This window comes from Candidatus Tisiphia endosymbiont of Xenochironomus xenolabis, from assembly GCF_964264705.1.
Lineage (GTDB): Bacteria > Pseudomonadota > Alphaproteobacteria > Rickettsiales > Rickettsiaceae > Tisiphia.
In genome coordinates, this window is the sequence record NZ_OZ183473.1 from 565,304 (window position 1) to 579,779 (window position 14,476).

14 protein-coding genes and 1 tRNA gene are annotated in these 14,476 nt (G+C 32.8%); 5 read left to right on the top strand and 10 right to left on the bottom strand.

From position 1 onward, the window contains the following. Window positions 1-2: 2 nt before the first annotated feature. The 5 genes from lpdA to ybeY all read right to left on the bottom strand — a co-directional run bounded on the left by lpdA (window position 3) and on the right by ybeY (window position 5,429). Window positions 3-1,400 carry a dihydrolipoyl dehydrogenase gene (gene lpdA / locus ACFELY_RS02805; protein ID WP_375333572.1) on the bottom strand — a complete coding sequence of 466 codons (1,398 nt, stop codon included), beginning with the start codon at window positions 1,398-1,400 and terminating at the stop codon, window positions 3-5. A gap of 76 nt (window positions 1,401-1,476) precedes the next feature. Beyond that, the gene (locus ACFELY_RS02810) at window positions 1,477-2,010 is read right to left on the bottom strand and encodes a GNAT family N-acetyltransferase (protein ID WP_375333573.1); all 534 of its coding nucleotides are present in this window, start codon (window positions 2,008-2,010) and stop codon (window positions 1,477-1,479) included. A gap of 364 nt (window positions 2,011-2,374) precedes the next feature. Continuing rightward, window positions 2,375-4,009 (bottom strand): ABC-F family ATP-binding cassette domain-containing protein, encoded by a 1,635-nt coding sequence (locus ACFELY_RS02815; protein ID WP_341759624.1) that lies wholly within the window; start codon window positions 4,007-4,009, stop codon window positions 2,375-2,377. Beyond that, window positions 4,006-4,926, bottom strand: a complete 921-nt coding sequence (locus tag ACFELY_RS02820) for a hemolysin family protein (protein WP_375333574.1) — start codon at window positions 4,924-4,926, stop codon at window positions 4,006-4,008. Before ACFELY_RS02820 ends, ACFELY_RS02815 begins: the two co-directional genes overlap by 4 nt. A 5-nt stretch (window positions 4,927-4,931) precedes the next feature. Next, window positions 4,932-5,429, bottom strand: a complete 498-nt coding sequence (ybeY, locus tag ACFELY_RS02825; protein WP_375330138.1) for an rRNA maturation RNase YbeY — start codon at window positions 5,427-5,429, stop codon at window positions 4,932-4,934. A 400-nt stretch (window positions 5,430-5,829) separates the two neighbouring features. Between ybeY and ACFELY_RS02835 the strand changes: the two genes are divergently transcribed. Beyond that, window positions 5,830-6,096 carry a hypothetical protein gene (locus tag ACFELY_RS02835; RefSeq protein WP_375333575.1) on the top strand — a complete coding sequence of 89 codons (267 nt, stop codon included), beginning with the start codon at window positions 5,830-5,832 and terminating at the stop codon, window positions 6,094-6,096. A 246-nt stretch (window positions 6,097-6,342) separates the two neighbouring features. Beyond that, window positions 6,343-7,314, top strand: coding sequence for a tRNA dihydrouridine synthase DusB (gene dusB, locus ACFELY_RS02840; RefSeq protein ID WP_375334117.1), 972 nt, complete (start codon window positions 6,343-6,345; stop codon window positions 7,312-7,314). Window positions 7,315-7,333: 19 nt separating this feature from the next. Here the strand turns inward: dusB and ACFELY_RS02845 are convergent, their stop codons facing one another. Then, window positions 7,334-9,148: a Ulp1 family isopeptidase gene (locus ACFELY_RS02845; RefSeq protein ID WP_375333576.1), complete on the bottom strand. Its 1,815-nt coding sequence runs from the start codon at window positions 9,146-9,148 to the stop codon at window positions 7,334-7,336. 216 nt (window positions 9,149-9,364) lie between these two features. Between ACFELY_RS02845 and iscX the strand changes: the two genes are divergently transcribed. Next, window positions 9,365-9,574 (top strand): Fe-S cluster assembly protein IscX, encoded by a 210-nt coding sequence (gene iscX / locus ACFELY_RS02850; RefSeq protein WP_341759619.1) that lies wholly within the window; start codon window positions 9,365-9,367, stop codon window positions 9,572-9,574. Window positions 9,575-9,698: 124 nt separating this feature from the next. Further along, window positions 9,699-10,040: a transposase gene (locus tag ACFELY_RS02855; protein WP_375333577.1), complete on the top strand. Its 342-nt coding sequence runs from the start codon at window positions 9,699-9,701 to the stop codon at window positions 10,038-10,040. Window positions 10,041-10,077: 37 nt separating this feature from the next. Here the strand turns inward: ACFELY_RS02855 and ACFELY_RS02860 are convergent, their stop codons facing one another. The 4 genes from ACFELY_RS02860 to ACFELY_RS02875 all read right to left on the bottom strand — a co-directional run bounded on the left by ACFELY_RS02860 (window position 10,078) and on the right by ACFELY_RS02875 (window position 13,621). Continuing rightward, a complete protein-coding gene (locus ACFELY_RS02860) occupies window positions 10,078-10,647 on the bottom strand; it encodes a hypothetical protein (RefSeq protein WP_375333578.1) in 570 nt (189 codons plus the stop codon). A gap of 127 nt (window positions 10,648-10,774) precedes the next feature. Beyond that, a tRNA-His gene (locus ACFELY_RS02865) sits at window positions 10,775-10,851 on the bottom strand. 561 nt (window positions 10,852-11,412) lie between these two features. After that, window positions 11,413-12,636: a multidrug effflux MFS transporter gene (locus ACFELY_RS02870; RefSeq protein ID WP_375333579.1), complete on the bottom strand. Its 1,224-nt coding sequence runs from the start codon at window positions 12,634-12,636 to the stop codon at window positions 11,413-11,415. A 274-nt stretch (window positions 12,637-12,910) separates the two neighbouring features. Beyond that, window positions 12,911-13,621 carry a winged helix-turn-helix domain-containing protein gene (locus tag ACFELY_RS02875; RefSeq protein ID WP_341759615.1) on the bottom strand — a complete coding sequence of 237 codons (711 nt, stop codon included), beginning with the start codon at window positions 13,619-13,621 and terminating at the stop codon, window positions 12,911-12,913. Window positions 13,622-14,095: 474 nt separating this feature from the next. Here ACFELY_RS02875 and rpsF point away from each other — a divergent pair, with 474 nt between their 5' ends. Beyond that, window positions 14,096-14,470 carry a 30S ribosomal protein S6 gene (gene rpsF / locus ACFELY_RS02880; protein ID WP_341759614.1) on the top strand — a complete coding sequence of 125 codons (375 nt, stop codon included), beginning with the start codon at window positions 14,096-14,098 and terminating at the stop codon, window positions 14,468-14,470. Window positions 14,471-14,476 lie beyond the last annotated feature (6 nt).

Sequence of the window (14,476 nt, forward strand, 5' to 3'; positions counted from 1 at the left end):
TCCTAAAAATTAATAGCCCTCCTATCTACAGCCAAAGCTGCTTCCTTTATGGCTTCACTTAAGGTAGGATGGGCATGACAAGTTCTTGCTATATCTTCTGAAGAAGCACCAAATTCCATAAATGCTACAAGCTCTGCAATCATAGTACCAGCTGAAGGGCCTATAATATGCGCTCCAAGTACTTTATCCGTTACGCTATCAGCCAATATTTTTACCATCCCATCAGTACAACCTGTGCTTCTCGCTCGACTATTTGCCAAAAATGGAAATTTGCCGACCTTGTACTCAATCTTAGCTTCTTTTAATTGCTCCTCTGTTAAGCCAACACTTGCCACTTCTGGATAAGTGTAGATGACACTTGGAATAAGGTTGTAATTAACATGACCTGCTAAACCTGCCATAATTTCAACGGCAGCAACAGCTTCCTCTTCTGCTTTATGAGCGAGCATAGGTCCAGCAATTACATCACCGACAGCATAAATATTAGGAATTATTGTTTGGAACTGATCATTAACCGTAATCCTATTTTGTTTGTCCGTTTTAATGGCTAATTTATCTAGACCTAAATTTGTTGTATGGGCTTTTCTACCAACGGCTACTAGCACTATATCTGCTATTACCTGTTGTGCTGAATTGTCAGTTGCTTGTTGTATATTTAAAATAACTTTTCCTGCTTTTTTCTCAGCAGATATCACCTTAGTGTTTAATCGCAATTCAATAGATTGTTTTTGTAGGATTTTGGTAAATTGACTGATAATCTCTTTATCTAAAGCTGGCACAATACTTCCAGCATATTCAATAACCGTTACTTTGGAACCAAGCCTGTTCCATACCGAACCAAGCTCTAAACCGATATAACCCCCACCAATTACTACCATAGTTTCCGGAACTTTAGCAAGACTCAAGGCTCCTGTTGATGACACTATATATTCCTCATCAACAGTAATATTGGGCATTTCAATAATATCAGAGCCAGTAGCAATTAAAATATTCTTAGCCGATATTTGTTCAACTGATGCACCGTTAGTAATTTCTACAAGATTGGCTGAAATAAACTTGGCACTTCCTGTAAATTTAGTGATTTTATTTTTTATAAACAAACCTTCTATGCCTTTGCATAAGTCTGATACTACCTGACTTTTTTTAGTCATCATTTTCTGTAAATCAAGTTTGGCTGAGGTTATAATGCCAATATCGGCACAATGGTTCAATACTTCATGATATTTCTCCGAAAAATTTAGTAATACTTTGGAAGGAATACAGCCAACATTTAGGCAAGTACCACCGAGCGTCACCCTTTTCTCTATACAGGCAACCTTCATACCCAACTGGGCTGCTCTTATTGCTCCTGTATAACCAGCCGGACCACCACCAATCACTATTAAATCAAATTCTTTCATATATTTTCCTCCATAATAATAGCATTATAAACCATAAACATACCAACACTAATAGTTTCTAAAAAATAATTGCTTTTTAATTCTTCAAAATCATTAAATAATGTGGTACATCCTTAAAATAGCCTGTAGATGGAGCAAAACTATCAACTATTTTGAAACCAGCTTTTTTATAGGCACTAATTGCTTTATGGTTTGATTCACTAGGATCAATTATCCAAGTGCTAACTTGTTTTGTTGTATTTATAAATCTTGCTAAGGTCATTGAGCTTAAACCCAATCCTAGAAAATTTTCTTGTCCTATCATAAAATCTATAGTCCAAGTGATTTCCTTAGGTTTAACCCAAGATAGTAGATGTTCTGGTGTAGAGTCGTTTGCATCTGATGTCATTATTAACGCATAGGGTTGCATATCATAAAAGCCTAGCCAATAATCAAAAATATCTTTCGTACCTTGCAAGTAATTTTGTAGGTTTTCCAATAGATCGCTACTATTGTCCCAATAATGTTTAATATGTGGTTTATCAAACCAAGATTTTATTAAATCTTCATCCCGTGATTGAGCTAGGCAAAAACTTATCTTAGCATCATTTAGTTCTGTATATTTACTCATATCAAACTATGTATTTATTGTTGGTGTTAATCATTTCTGACTCCATCTAAAGTATCAACGTCATTGCGAGCTACCGTAGGTGGCGTGGCAATCCATTTTTGGTTACTTTTATGAATTGCTTCGCCGGCTTACACCACAACTCTTGGAAGTTATAAGGTAGAGCGGGTTTTAGATAGCTTTTCCGTCATTGCGAGCCACCGTAGGTGGCGTGGCAATCCTTTCTAACCACTTTTCTGGATTGCTTCGTCGACCTACGGTCTTCTCGCAATGACGTTGTGAGGTTAGATTGCTTCTTGGCTTAAGTCTTTTCGCTAATAGATGTCTTGTACTTTAACTTTTTTCCGTGAACACTCACGACTATAGATTACTTCCCCGCCTTATTTGCCAATACCCAATTACTATCTAAGTAATCATTGCTATATTTAGCTAAATATTCCTGATATTTACCTTTAAAATCAGTAATAGTTTGGCGGGATAGTGCAATAATCCTTGTGGCTATACTGCTAGCAAAATCTCTATCATGAGTTACCAATATTAGAGTACCTGGGTAGTTAATTAGTGAATTTTTTAGCATATGCTTAGATTCAATATCTAAGTGATTGGTTGGTTCATCTAATACCAATATATTACTTTCTTCTAAGATAATTTTGGCTAATAATAAACGAGCTCCTTCCCCACCACTCAAATTTAAAATATTCTTAGTTACTTCATCTTTACGGAATAATAATTGACCTAATATACTACGCAACGTATTGTCATTCTCAGTAGGTATTTGGTTGGATAACCAATCAATAACGTTGATATTTTCATTGAGTAATTCATGATGATCCTGAGCAAAATAAGAAATTTGAGTTTCGTATCCCCATTCATAACTTCCCAAATCTGAGAATATTTTACCAAGAAGGATTTTTAGTAAAGTAGATTTACCAATACCATTTGGACCAATAATAACAATTTTTTCTCCTCTTGTTACAGTAAAACTTACATTATTTAATATTTTTTTATTCTCATAATTTTTAGAAATACCCTTAACTTGTAGCACTAATTTTCCAGATGGTCTTTTTTGCTTAAAATTAAAATACGGGCTAATACGTGAACTTTTTTGTATATCAGGTAATTCCATTTTCTCTATTTGCTTTTCTCGTGAGCTACTTTGCTTAGCTCTGTTAGCGGAAGCCCGGAATTTATCGACAAAAACCTGCATAGTAGCAATTTTTTTCTCTATATTAGTGAGATCCTTAAGCTTTTGATCGGCAATTAGCTGTTTATCACGAATAAAAATATCATAATTACCAGTATAAGTTTTGATGGTACCGTAATCTATATCCAAAATATGGGTAGAAATATTATTAAGAAAAGTCAAATCGTGCGAAATAAATACTAAAGCACCTTTGAATTTTTGTTTTAGATAATTTTCTAGCCAATAAATCGATACTATATCAAGATGGTTGGTCGGCTCATCAAGTAATAATATATCAGGATTGTTGAATAAACTTTGGGCTAGTAATACTCTAAGTTTGTAGCCACCGGATAAAACGGATAATGGTTGATGATGATATTTTTCTTGTATCCCTAAACCTAGAAGTAACTCAATGGCAAAAATTTCTGAGATATATCCATCATTATCAGCAATAATTTGTTCCAATTCACCTAACCGATAACCGCTTTCCTCATCACATTTCTCATTCCCTAATATTTTTTCCTTTTCTTGTAGAGCCTGCCATAATTCGCTTCTACCAGCAATAACAGTATTAATAATTGAAGTATTTTCATAAAGAAACTGATCTTGTTTTAAGCAACCAATACGAGCCTTCTTAACTATATTGACTTCACCAATACTTGCTTCCTCTTCTTTAATTAGAACTTTAAAAAAAGTAGATTTACCAGCACCATTCGCTCCAACAAGCCCATATCTATTACCATTTTTGATATGAACATTTACATCGGTAAATAATATTTTTGCACCATAACTCATGGCTAAATTAGTTGCGATAATCATAAGGTATAATTAGGTAATAATGCACCATTTTTTAATTTTAATTTAACCTGCTTAAGTGATCTCGGATCTGCCTCGATTACTTCAAGTTCAACCTGTTCCTCAATATCAATTTTAATACCAACCGAAGGCACATTACCTACTTTTGCTAAAACTAAACCACCAATTGTATCGAATTCATCATTTTCTGTTTTTAACTTCACTCCAAGAGCCAATTCAAGCTCCTCAACCTTCACTCGAGCATTTGATAAAATGGTATTACTATTGATAATTTTAAAATTATCAATATCCGATTTTTTATCATGTTCATCATCTATTCTACCAACTATCTCTTCCATAATATCTTCAATGGTTACAATGCCATCAGTTCCACCATATTCGTCAACAACTATAGATATCTGTACACGATCTCTTCGCATTTTTGCTAGTAAATCTATCAATTTCATTGAAGGAGCAGAGATGATAGGCTTACGAATTATTCTTTTTAACGGCAAATTCTGCTTAGTAACAAGGAGTTTAAACAAATCTTTTATATGAATAAAACCAACTATATTATCCAAAGTTTCATCATAAACTAACGTTCTAGTATGAGGTATTTTGCTATTAAGTATTTGACCTAATTCCTCTATGCTAGTGGTTAATTTTACTGCCTTAATATCAGATCTAGGGATCATTACATCTTCTACAGTTTTGTGACCAAATTTCAAAAGATTCATGAAAATCTTTTGTTCTTCTAACGTCATTTTCTTACTGTTAGATTTTAGCTTTTTAATAGTATAATAAAAATTATACTCTATCTTTTCTTTAAAAAACAGACGAAAAAACCAAGACTTAAGAATATCAAATTTTGAAGGATTTGTAAGCATAGCCTTTTTAGAGTTAATAGAGGAAATATCTTCTTTTTTCACATAACCTAGCATAATTGTTAATATGGAGAAACAATAGCAAAATCCTTTAATATTTCTACTTCTAAATTTTCCATAATAGTTGCTTCTTCGTCATTTTGGTGATCGAAGCCAAGTAAATGCAAAATACTATGTACCAAAAGATGTATAAAATGATCCCTAAAGCTTTTATTTTGACTTATCGCTTCACTCTGAATTATTTCATACCCAAAAGCTATGTCTCCCAAATACATATAACCTACATTAGGAGTAAATTCAAGTAAATGCCGAAAGTCTAATTCTATATCAGGAAATGATAGCACATTTGTAGGTTTCTCCTTACCACAAAATTGGCTATTCAAATTTAACATTTCATTATTATCAGTTAGTAATATCGCTAGCTCAAACCTTGCAACTCCTTTAAAATTCTTATATCTACTTAGTATAGCACACGCAACCTTCTTCACTAATAGTTTATTGATAAATTTATGATTTTCCCAATCTTGATAAGTGCGAATAATTTCCACATTGATTTTCATAATATAATTTGTTGTTGAATATGGCTGAGCAAATATAGCTTCTACAATTGATTTAAATAGCCTTAATTATATAGCTTTATAATTAATTTACACCAAATTTATTTAAATTTTTATTGCGAAACATAGTTGCTCCATATTATAGTCAATTCAGGGGAATTTGGGGCTAGGAACGATGGAGCAACGCCTATAAGTAATAGGCGAGCATTGAGCGACAACGTCACCAACTTCTCATCAATTGACTATACGAGCTTTATGGATTGCCACGCTCACATACATTCGCTCTCAATGACGCTTATCGATCAGCTTTTTTCATACAAAATCTTTAAAAACGTATAAGATATTGCGTAAAAAATTAAACTATATATAATGCACAAAATAATTTTTAAATAGGAGAAATATTATGACCGCCCCTAATATACCAAATACACCAAGAATATTGAGAACAGAAGAAAGAATAGAAGCAGCAGAACCTGCTGTAGTTGTTAGAGATTCGACTTTTGGAGAATCATTAACTGTAAGGGCAGGAGGGCGTACTGTCACTCTTACAGGACATGATTTCCATCTCCTCTTTTTATCTCTTACCCCTGATGGTCATCTAGAATTTAACTATGGTGGCGAGGATTATAGCATAGACGTTATAGGAGATATGCATATTACTTTATCATAATATCACCTAATTCAATAGGTTTTGCTATAGATAAATCTAAGCATTGAAACATAGGCAACGAAGTAATTCAAAAAGTAACTAGAATTGCTTCGTTGTAGCAAAAATACTCCTAGCAATGACGAAATATATATGGTCTGTAAATGCCATACGTAAGATGAGTCATTAAAATCAATAAACTTCATAATTTTCTAGCAAAATTATTTCTTATTCAGCTATAATCCTGATTTAAGCAATTAAAATAAGTTGATGATAAAAATAGGCAATATTCAGCTACCTCATTCGGTGATATTAGCCCCAATGTCGGGGGTTACTGATTTACCATTTAGAAAATTAGTACGAAAATTTGGTGCAGGTCTGGTAATCTCTGAAATGGTTGCTAGTAGGGCAATGATTATTGAAACAAGGCAATCTTTACAAAGATGTGCGATCATTCAAGATGATGCTACTGGTTCATGCGTACAGATTGCTGGATGCGAACCCGATATAATAGCAGAATCAGCTAAAATGAATGAGGATATGGGAGCCAAGATTATTGATTTAAACTTTGGTTGTCCAGCTAAAAAAGTAGTTGGCGGCTATTCTGGTTCTGCTTTAATGCGAGATGAGAAATTAGCGGCAAAAATCTTAGAAACTACAGTAAAAGCGGTAAAAATCCCAGTAACTTTAAAAATGCGTACTGGCTGGGATGAACAAACTAAGAATGCCCCAAATTTAGCAAAAATAGCCTATGATGCTGGTATACAAATGATCACCATTCATGGTAGGACAAGATGCCAGTTTTATTCTGGTCAAGCAGATTGGGAGTTTATACGACAGGTTAAGGATGCGGTAAAGATTCCCGTTATCGCTAATGGAGACATTACCTCCTTGTCTAAAGCTAAGGAATGCTTACAAAAATCGGGGGCTGATGGTATAATGGTTGGTCGGGGAGTATATGGTAGACCGTGGTTTATTTCTCAAATAGCCCATTATCTTGCAACAGGAGAAGAACTACCCTCCCCTTCAATGGCAGAGCAGTTAGAAGTGATATTAAGTCATTATGATTCCATGCTAGAATATTACGGGAACGATACCGGCGTTCAGCTAGCGAGAAAGCATATAGGTTGGTATAGTAGTGGTTTAGCAAACTCAGCGGAATTTAGAGGAGGAGTTAACATAATGCTTGATCCAGTTAAGGTTAAAGACAAGATAACTGAATTTTATGAAAAATGTTTTTAACCTTGTAACCCCTCATCTCTTAAGCAATACTACTCCCTCTAAAGCGATTATTGCTCCTAATAGCAGAAGATGTAACAGAACGAGGTAGAGATGTAGAGGAAGTTATGGTTTTTCTTATATCATGAGCTTTTTTCTTGATTTTTTCGATGTTCATTGTTTCTGCTTGCCCCTTACGTAATTTTGCTCCCATATCTTGAGATTGTTCAGTAGTAAGAATCTTCTCGCCTTTTGCCATTTTAATTAAATTATCTACAATGAAAGGTCCACAATCTTTATCGTTTTGTTGTTGTTTAGTCTTTAAATCAACGATTTTAGCATTATCAGGGCAAACTTCTTTAATCATCTCTACCAACTTTGATCTTTGCTCTATCTCCGTTCCCATAGGATCATTATAGGTAAATACTATCTTATTATCCCTATCCTTAGTGATTGCTAAACTAACCCAGTGTTCATGTCCCGTATTAATTGGCATAACAGCATAGTCTTTTCCACTATTTACCGATGCGATAGCTTCAAGCATAACATGTCGTAACATTTCATTGTTATACTGCTCAGAAGCTAGTGATACAGCTGGTTGGATAGAAACATTTTCGTTTAATGAGGCTTTTAGTAAATTGGATATATCCAAATCATTATACCAATAATTCTCTTTTGTTAGATTATTTTCCTGAGAGGATTCTACCTTGTTTTGTTTTGTTAGTATCGGTATCGATTTTCCCTCTTCATTTGCCATTTGTTTAAAAGCATTGATAACTCTCTTAAGGACATTCTCTGGTTTATATTCATTTAGATTCTCTTGCATATCATGAACAGTTACGCTGTTAATGCCAGGAACATCTTCCCTTTGTTTAACTTCAGCAGTAATATCAGAACTTCTTCCCTGACCTTGACCCAATGGGATGCAACCATTAGTAAAATTTTCAATGGTGTATCCCTGTTGAAGCGGTACAGTATATTTAGCTTGCTTGGCAAGATTCTGAAGTTTTTGCGGCTCAGATAGGTCAAAATATATATCAATAGGATTTATTTCTGTTCTACCAATATCTTTTTGGAATTGTTGAGATAATTGTGATATATAATTTTCCAGTTTTTTAGCCCCACCAACTTTATCTTTTAAAATTTCTTCAACTTCTAACTTAATACCTAATTGTTGATCTTGGTTAATGATATCAAATTTGTTTGCAATAATATTAGCTACGTCATCGATAGATGAAGGATTGCTGGCTATAATTACCCTAGTATTACCTAAGTCTTTTGCTGCTTTTACTACCTCAGTTAATCTCTCTTTATTAGGTAATCCCCCTGACAATAATATATTAGGAGGTCTGTTTAGAATCTCTGACTCTATTAAATTGCTAACTGGCATAGATTGGATGTGCGAAGTTTTTTCTTTTGCTACATGTTTTTCAGCCACAGCCCTAATTTGGTCATTAGCATTAGCAAAAAACACATGGTTGACCCCGGTAAGAAGAGGTTGCCAACTAGATTGTAGATTTTGAGCTTGTGAGTTATAATTGCTAAAGGTTAAACAAACCTTGACCCCTAAGTTTTTTAAATCCGTTAAATCATCTTCATCAAATAACGGTTTTTCCATATTTGAATTAAATTGTATATTAAGTATGGGTGTTTTTCCTAGATTCTCAGCTTTATCAAATATTTCACTTACTATATTTTCCTTATCTAGTTTACCATCTTGTATGTGGGGTTTAAGCTCAATAGTTGATATTGCTGAGCTAAATTTAGACATATTGGTGCTATGCTGAGTTTCTTGGCTTTCATGACTACCACCAATATTAAATAACAATACATTATTTTTTCCTTCATCTAATGGCATATGCACCTCTAACTAACTATAATATTGAACGACTATCAGTTTAAACTAAAAAACAAGCAAGGTCAATTCTTCAAAGCAAAACAGCATATTAGTTGTATAATAATCTCACCCCCTTTAATAATATACTATTATAAACATGCACTAATATATTATTTATTGGTAGAGTTGATTAAATGGTAATAGTAATTGGCTATAAAAATAATATAGGGGAAAATAATGCATTGGAATGATGTTGACGAAATTGCTATGAGCTTAGAAGAAAACTATCCAGATGAAGATATATCTGAATTAACACTAAAAGATCTTGAGGACTTAATAAAATCATTGAGTGATTTTGATGACCACGAAATTGAAACAAATAAGGAGGTGTTAAAAGAAATTCTTGAAGCTTGGAGAGAAATGAAAGAGGGTCATTTTGAGAATTAATAGCAAATTTTTTAAATTGTAAGATTAAATGGAGATTTATGGTAATATAATGGTCCCCCAAATTTAGACAAAAAATAAGAGGAAATGAGATAGAATTCTTTAGCAAAAGAATAAGGAGCTAGAGATGAAAAAACAAGCTAAGCAGTATAGTGCGGAAGAAAAAACTAAAATTGTCATAGAGGCGATAAAGGGGGAATTAACTATAGCCCAGATAACTAGCAAGTATGGGGTTCATGCTACACAGATAAGTAACTGGAAAAAACAAGGTCTTGAACTGTTAGTACAAGGTTTTAAGAGTAAGGCACAGAGCAGTGATCTCCGCTATTTCCTGAAGCCCCGCCTGTTGAATCAGAATCTGGGTCTGACTCGTCATCAGTTAAAGCTACATCGCTGGAATTGCAGTCTATGGAATTGTAGGGGAAAGCTTCACTTACTGAGATTAACGTTGCCTCAGGTGGTGAATTAAAATCTTTCTCCTCAGTTGACTCAAGCTCTGGCAAACTTTAATTTTTTTCATTTTTTTTACATCTAGATAAAGATATAGATATATTATTATCTATTATATTGTGTGGGGGAAATTTTTTGCCATTTGGGTTAAATTTTTCTTCCTGCTGAGTTGAAATTTTTTGATGGCTAGATTGAATATTTGTATAATTAGAGTTAGAAGAATTATCATTAGCTTTACGAAAACTTATAAATTTCTTAAGGAGTTTGATACATAAAATATTGCGGCATTTTAGATTATGTTTAATCGTAGTAATTAAAGTGAAATTAATGAACCCACTTGTTTGTAATTCTCTTAGACATTGTGCAATCCGTTTTTGGCAAACTCCTAGTTCTTTTTCGAAGAAATGATAGCCTTCTTGTAATTCTTCTACTTGCTTATCCTTATTATAAAACTGTAGACGGGAAACTATCAACGACAGGAGCTGACGAGAAGTTTTACTTAATTGCTTACCACAATTATTAGTAAGGTTTCGCCATTCAGGTGGGACGAAATTACCGACTATATTATAGAAAATAGTATCTGGATTTTTAACTAAGCTATCGGAAAAAGTTAACGATTCTGTCATACTTCCTCCCCGTGAAAAACGGTTAAAAATAGACTATTTTGTAGGTCAATTTTGGGGAGTTTTGCTGGAAAACCAAAATAAAACCAAAATAAAAATGTTTGAGTGAAGTTGTAGAACCTCGAGAAGGTGGGGCGAAAGACGGGACTTGAACCCGCGACCCTCAGATCCACAATCTGATACTCTAACCAACTGAGCTACATCCGCCATATAACCTGCATTAAAGTAAATTATTATTACCTGTAAGTCAAGTATATTTGTATCTCACCTTAAGCATGGTATTTAAAAGTAATAGAAAAAATAGCATAGCGTCATTGCGAGGAAGCGTAGTCGACGAAGCAATCCAATCTAGAAAAGCGATTAGAAATGGATTGCTTCGTTGGTCTAGCGACCTCCTCGCAATCTGATGTATCCCCACGAAATTCTTGCTACATGAAACCTAGATGTCAAGCAGTTTACGAACTATTTGACACGTGGAAAGTATAATCAAAACGCTATGTATTTTAAAAAATTTCTAATTTTGAGAATTTATTGCATTTTTTGACCTGATTAAATGTTCTTCAAACCTTGTGAAGTCTAGGGTTTACTAAAATCAATTAATTGGCAACTCGCATTATTTTGCAACAATTTCGTGGGGATACATCAGCTCGCAATGACGGGTTTGTATGGTAATTACCCTGAGTTTATATTTATACACAACCTTTAGTTATAATTTAGCTCTCTTTTCAACTTTCAACAGTTATGGTCACCAACCTCCCCTGAATTGACTTATATCTGTTTCTTATTAATGGCAACATAAAACACTAACATCATGCTAATTGCAATGCTCAGTATAAATAATGGTAATTGTATCAATGTTCCGTCATGCATATATCCCATTAGTATTGTGAAACCTACGATAATTACATAATACATAAAACCAGAAAGTGAGGCAGCAGTACCAGCAAATTGACCATAATTTTCCAAAGCTTGACTGATGCAATTGGGAATTACCATCATAGCACCAGTGTTAATCATGCCCATCCATAATAAAGTTTGGAATACAGAGCAGATTACATCATCTTTATTAATTAGATTAAAATAGTTAGATAAAAAGAATAGCAGAGATCCTAAACACATAAGCTTAACACCTGCAAAAATAATATTGTCAGATGTTATTTGCAATTTGTGCATCTTTTTAGATATCAGCCCACCTAAAATTGAGGGAATACACATAAAGAATGCTATCATACCAAATGATGAAGTTGCCATATTTAGCCCTGAAATAAAATAAAAAGGTGCTTCAGCAAAATAGCCAAATGTAATACCATTCACTGCTCCAATTAAAAATACGAAACCGAGCAATCTTATATCTCTGATCATTTTATTAAAACATTCTTGATACAATATAATAATCGAGCGTTTAACCTCTAGATTTTGGTTAGTTTCTGGAAGTTTAGCTGATACTAACAACATAATTAATATTGCCATTACGATTAATACAAGAAATACAGCTGACCAATGATAAAATTTTATTACCAAACTACCGATAATTGGTCCTATAGCAGGAGCAAGAGCCATAGCAATACTTATAGTTGAGAATATCCTACCACGATCTTGCGGGTTTATTGCATCTCTAACTATGGTTTGTCCTAATACTGACCCAACACTAGCCCCAAAAGCTTGCATAAATCTTGCAGCTAGTAACATATTTATATTATCTGATAGATAACAAATGTAGCATGATAAAGCATAAATTAAAAATCCTATAAGTAGACAAGGCTTACGTCCATAAGAATCAGATAAGTTGCCCCACATTAAAACCCCAACAGCAAAACCAAACAAATAAATAGTAAGGGTATATTCAGCTAAATTAGCACTAATTGCTAAATCCTTGGCTAAGCTAGGAAGTGAGGGAGTATAAATAGTTTCGCTTAGTATCGGTATTGCAATAATTAATATAATAATGTATAATGGTATAATCAGGGTGTTTTTAATTTTATCTGATTTCATAACAACTAAGCTATTGGTTTGTACTTATATATATTAGACTTCTTGTATAACCTAAAGATAATTGAGGAATTTTTAGGAAAAACGAAGTCGAGTACCGCAGCGTACTAAGATGTACGTGAGGAACGGAGACGAGTTTTGACAATAAAATTACCAATTAGATTAGGTTATGCAAGAGGTCTATTAAAGTATTCAGAATATTACACCAATTTTTTTAAATTGCAAGTTGTATATCTTTTACAAGAATTATATGAGAAATTTCTGATAATTTCTTACTTTAATCCTGAATATCTGGTAAATCAAGGCAATACCCTATGGAACGAACAGTTTTTATAAATACTTCAGAGTCTTTGTTATTTAGAGATGCTCTTATTCTATTTATATGTACATCAATAGTACGTAGATCAATAACCGCATCCTTTCCCCACACTTTATTTACAATATCTTGGCGAGAAAATATTACTTTAGGGGATTTTATGAAAAGTTGTAAAATCTTAAATTCTGTTGGTCCTAAACGAATTATCCTACCGTTATTAGTTACTTTATAAGTGGTAAGATCCATACTTACTTCTTTATACTTTATAACTTTATCTTGTAGAATTAAATTAGAGCGTCTTAATAAAGATCTTATTAAGAGCATTAATTGATCTGATGTGAATGGTTTAATGAGACAAGCAACAAAGTTGCTATCTTCTAAAGTATAGTTAGACGGAAACTCTCCAGGGTGTAACAAAAAAATTATTGGTACTTTCGCTAAGCCGTCAATTTCTCTTATTGTAATTGCTATATCTGTAGCAACTTTATCTTGTACTATCGAATCAATAATAATGACATCAGGATGATTTACAGTAGAAAAAGATATAGCTTTTTCTACTGTATTAGCCCTAATAAGATTAAACCACGCTCTCTCTATAACATTAGATAAAGAAGCGTTAATGCTTTTAGTTGATTCTATAATAAGAATTCTAGGTGGTAATTTATCAAACATTTTAAATACTAATTAAATGAAGATTTTAGGCATAACTAAATTCTTCTCTTGTATATCCAAATGATTTAAAAAATTGGAGCATAAACAAAAGGTGGAGTTAAGACAACGTATACAGCTATTAAGCATAAGTACATCAATATCCAAAGTTTTGCGAAACCAATTCTAAAGCAAAAGAGTATAATTTAGTTATGCAAGAGTCTAATATTACATTATTGTAAATTATTGTAATGATATTAAACTTAACTTTTTAAAGTGCAATATTATCGAATTAATTAATAAATTTCTACTAAATTTATTAACATAAGTCTACTAATTTAATTATTTGTTTACAGTCCGTGCAAAACGGTTGCAATTATGCAATCAAAAGATTATTTAGTAGATTCATTAATTATGCCTTATAGTAAAGATAACACTTGAATTAAATATTTTTTATTGTTATAAATAACTTTATTTTGTAGCTGGAGATTCTTATATATGGCTTTTTACGAATCAGTTTTTATCATACGGCAAGATATTTCGTCTGCTGATGTAGATAAAATTACCGATGATTTTACTAAAATTGTTGAAGATAGTAATGGTGAGGTTGTTAAAACTGAATATTGGGGTTTAAGAAGTTTAGCCTATAAAATTGGTAATAACAAAAAAGGGCATTATATTTTTATGGGACTTAAAACTGACTTTTCAGTGATAACTGAAATGGAAAGGAAAATGAAGTTAAGTGAAAATATTATTAGGTTTATTAACATAAATGTTGATTCAATAAGTATTGAACCTTCGCCGATTTTAAGAAGTAAAAGTTTAGACCATGAAGAAATAGTGGATGTAACAATTAATAAAGACTCAATATAATAAAAT

What these genes read in the sequence shown, in the direction of transcription:
- ACFELY_RS02815 (WP_341759624.1), bottom strand. Translation starts at nt 4,009, where the DNA reads ATGATTATCGCAACTAATTTAGCCATGAGTTATGGTGCAAAAATATTA.
- ybeY (WP_375330138.1), bottom strand. Translation starts at nt 5,429, where the DNA reads ATGAAAATCAATGTGGAAATTATTCGCACTTATCAAGATTGGGAAAAT.
- iscX (WP_341759619.1), top strand. Translation starts at nt 9,365, where the DNA reads ATGCATTGGAATGATGTTGACGAAATTGCTATGAGCTTAGAAGAAAAC.
- ACFELY_RS02845 (WP_375333576.1), bottom strand. Translation starts at nt 9,148, where the DNA reads ATGCCATTAGATGAAGGAAAAAATAATGTATTGTTATTTAATATTGGT.
- rpsF (WP_341759614.1), top strand. Translation starts at nt 14,096, where the DNA reads ATGGCTTTTTACGAATCAGTTTTTATCATACGGCAAGATATTTCGTCT.
- dusB (WP_375334117.1), top strand. Translation starts at nt 6,343, where the DNA reads ATGATAAAAATAGGCAATATTCAGCTACCTCATTCGGTGATATTAGCC.
- lpdA (WP_375333572.1), bottom strand. Translation starts at nt 1,400, where the DNA reads ATGAAAGAATTTGATTTAATAGTGATTGGTGGTGGTCCGGCTGGTTAT.
- ACFELY_RS02875 (WP_341759615.1), bottom strand. Translation starts at nt 13,621, where the DNA reads ATGTTTGATAAATTACCACCTAGAATTCTTATTATAGAATCAACTAAA.
- ACFELY_RS02855 (WP_375333577.1), top strand. Translation starts at nt 9,699, where the DNA reads ATGAAAAAACAAGCTAAGCAGTATAGTGCGGAAGAAAAAACTAAAATT.
- ACFELY_RS02870 (WP_375333579.1), bottom strand. Translation starts at nt 12,636, where the DNA reads ATGAAATCAGATAAAATTAAAAACACCCTGATTATACCATTATACATT.
- ACFELY_RS02860 (WP_375333578.1), bottom strand. Translation starts at nt 10,647, where the DNA reads ATGACAGAATCGTTAACTTTTTCCGATAGCTTAGTTAAAAATCCAGAT.
- ACFELY_RS02820 (WP_375333574.1), bottom strand. Translation starts at nt 4,926, where the DNA reads ATGCTAGGTTATGTGAAAAAAGAAGATATTTCCTCTATTAACTCTAAA.
- ACFELY_RS02810 (WP_375333573.1), bottom strand. Translation starts at nt 2,010, where the DNA reads ATGAGTAAATATACAGAACTAAATGATGCTAAGATAAGTTTTTGCCTA.
- ACFELY_RS02835 (WP_375333575.1), top strand. Translation starts at nt 5,830, where the DNA reads ATGACCGCCCCTAATATACCAAATACACCAAGAATATTGAGAACAGAA.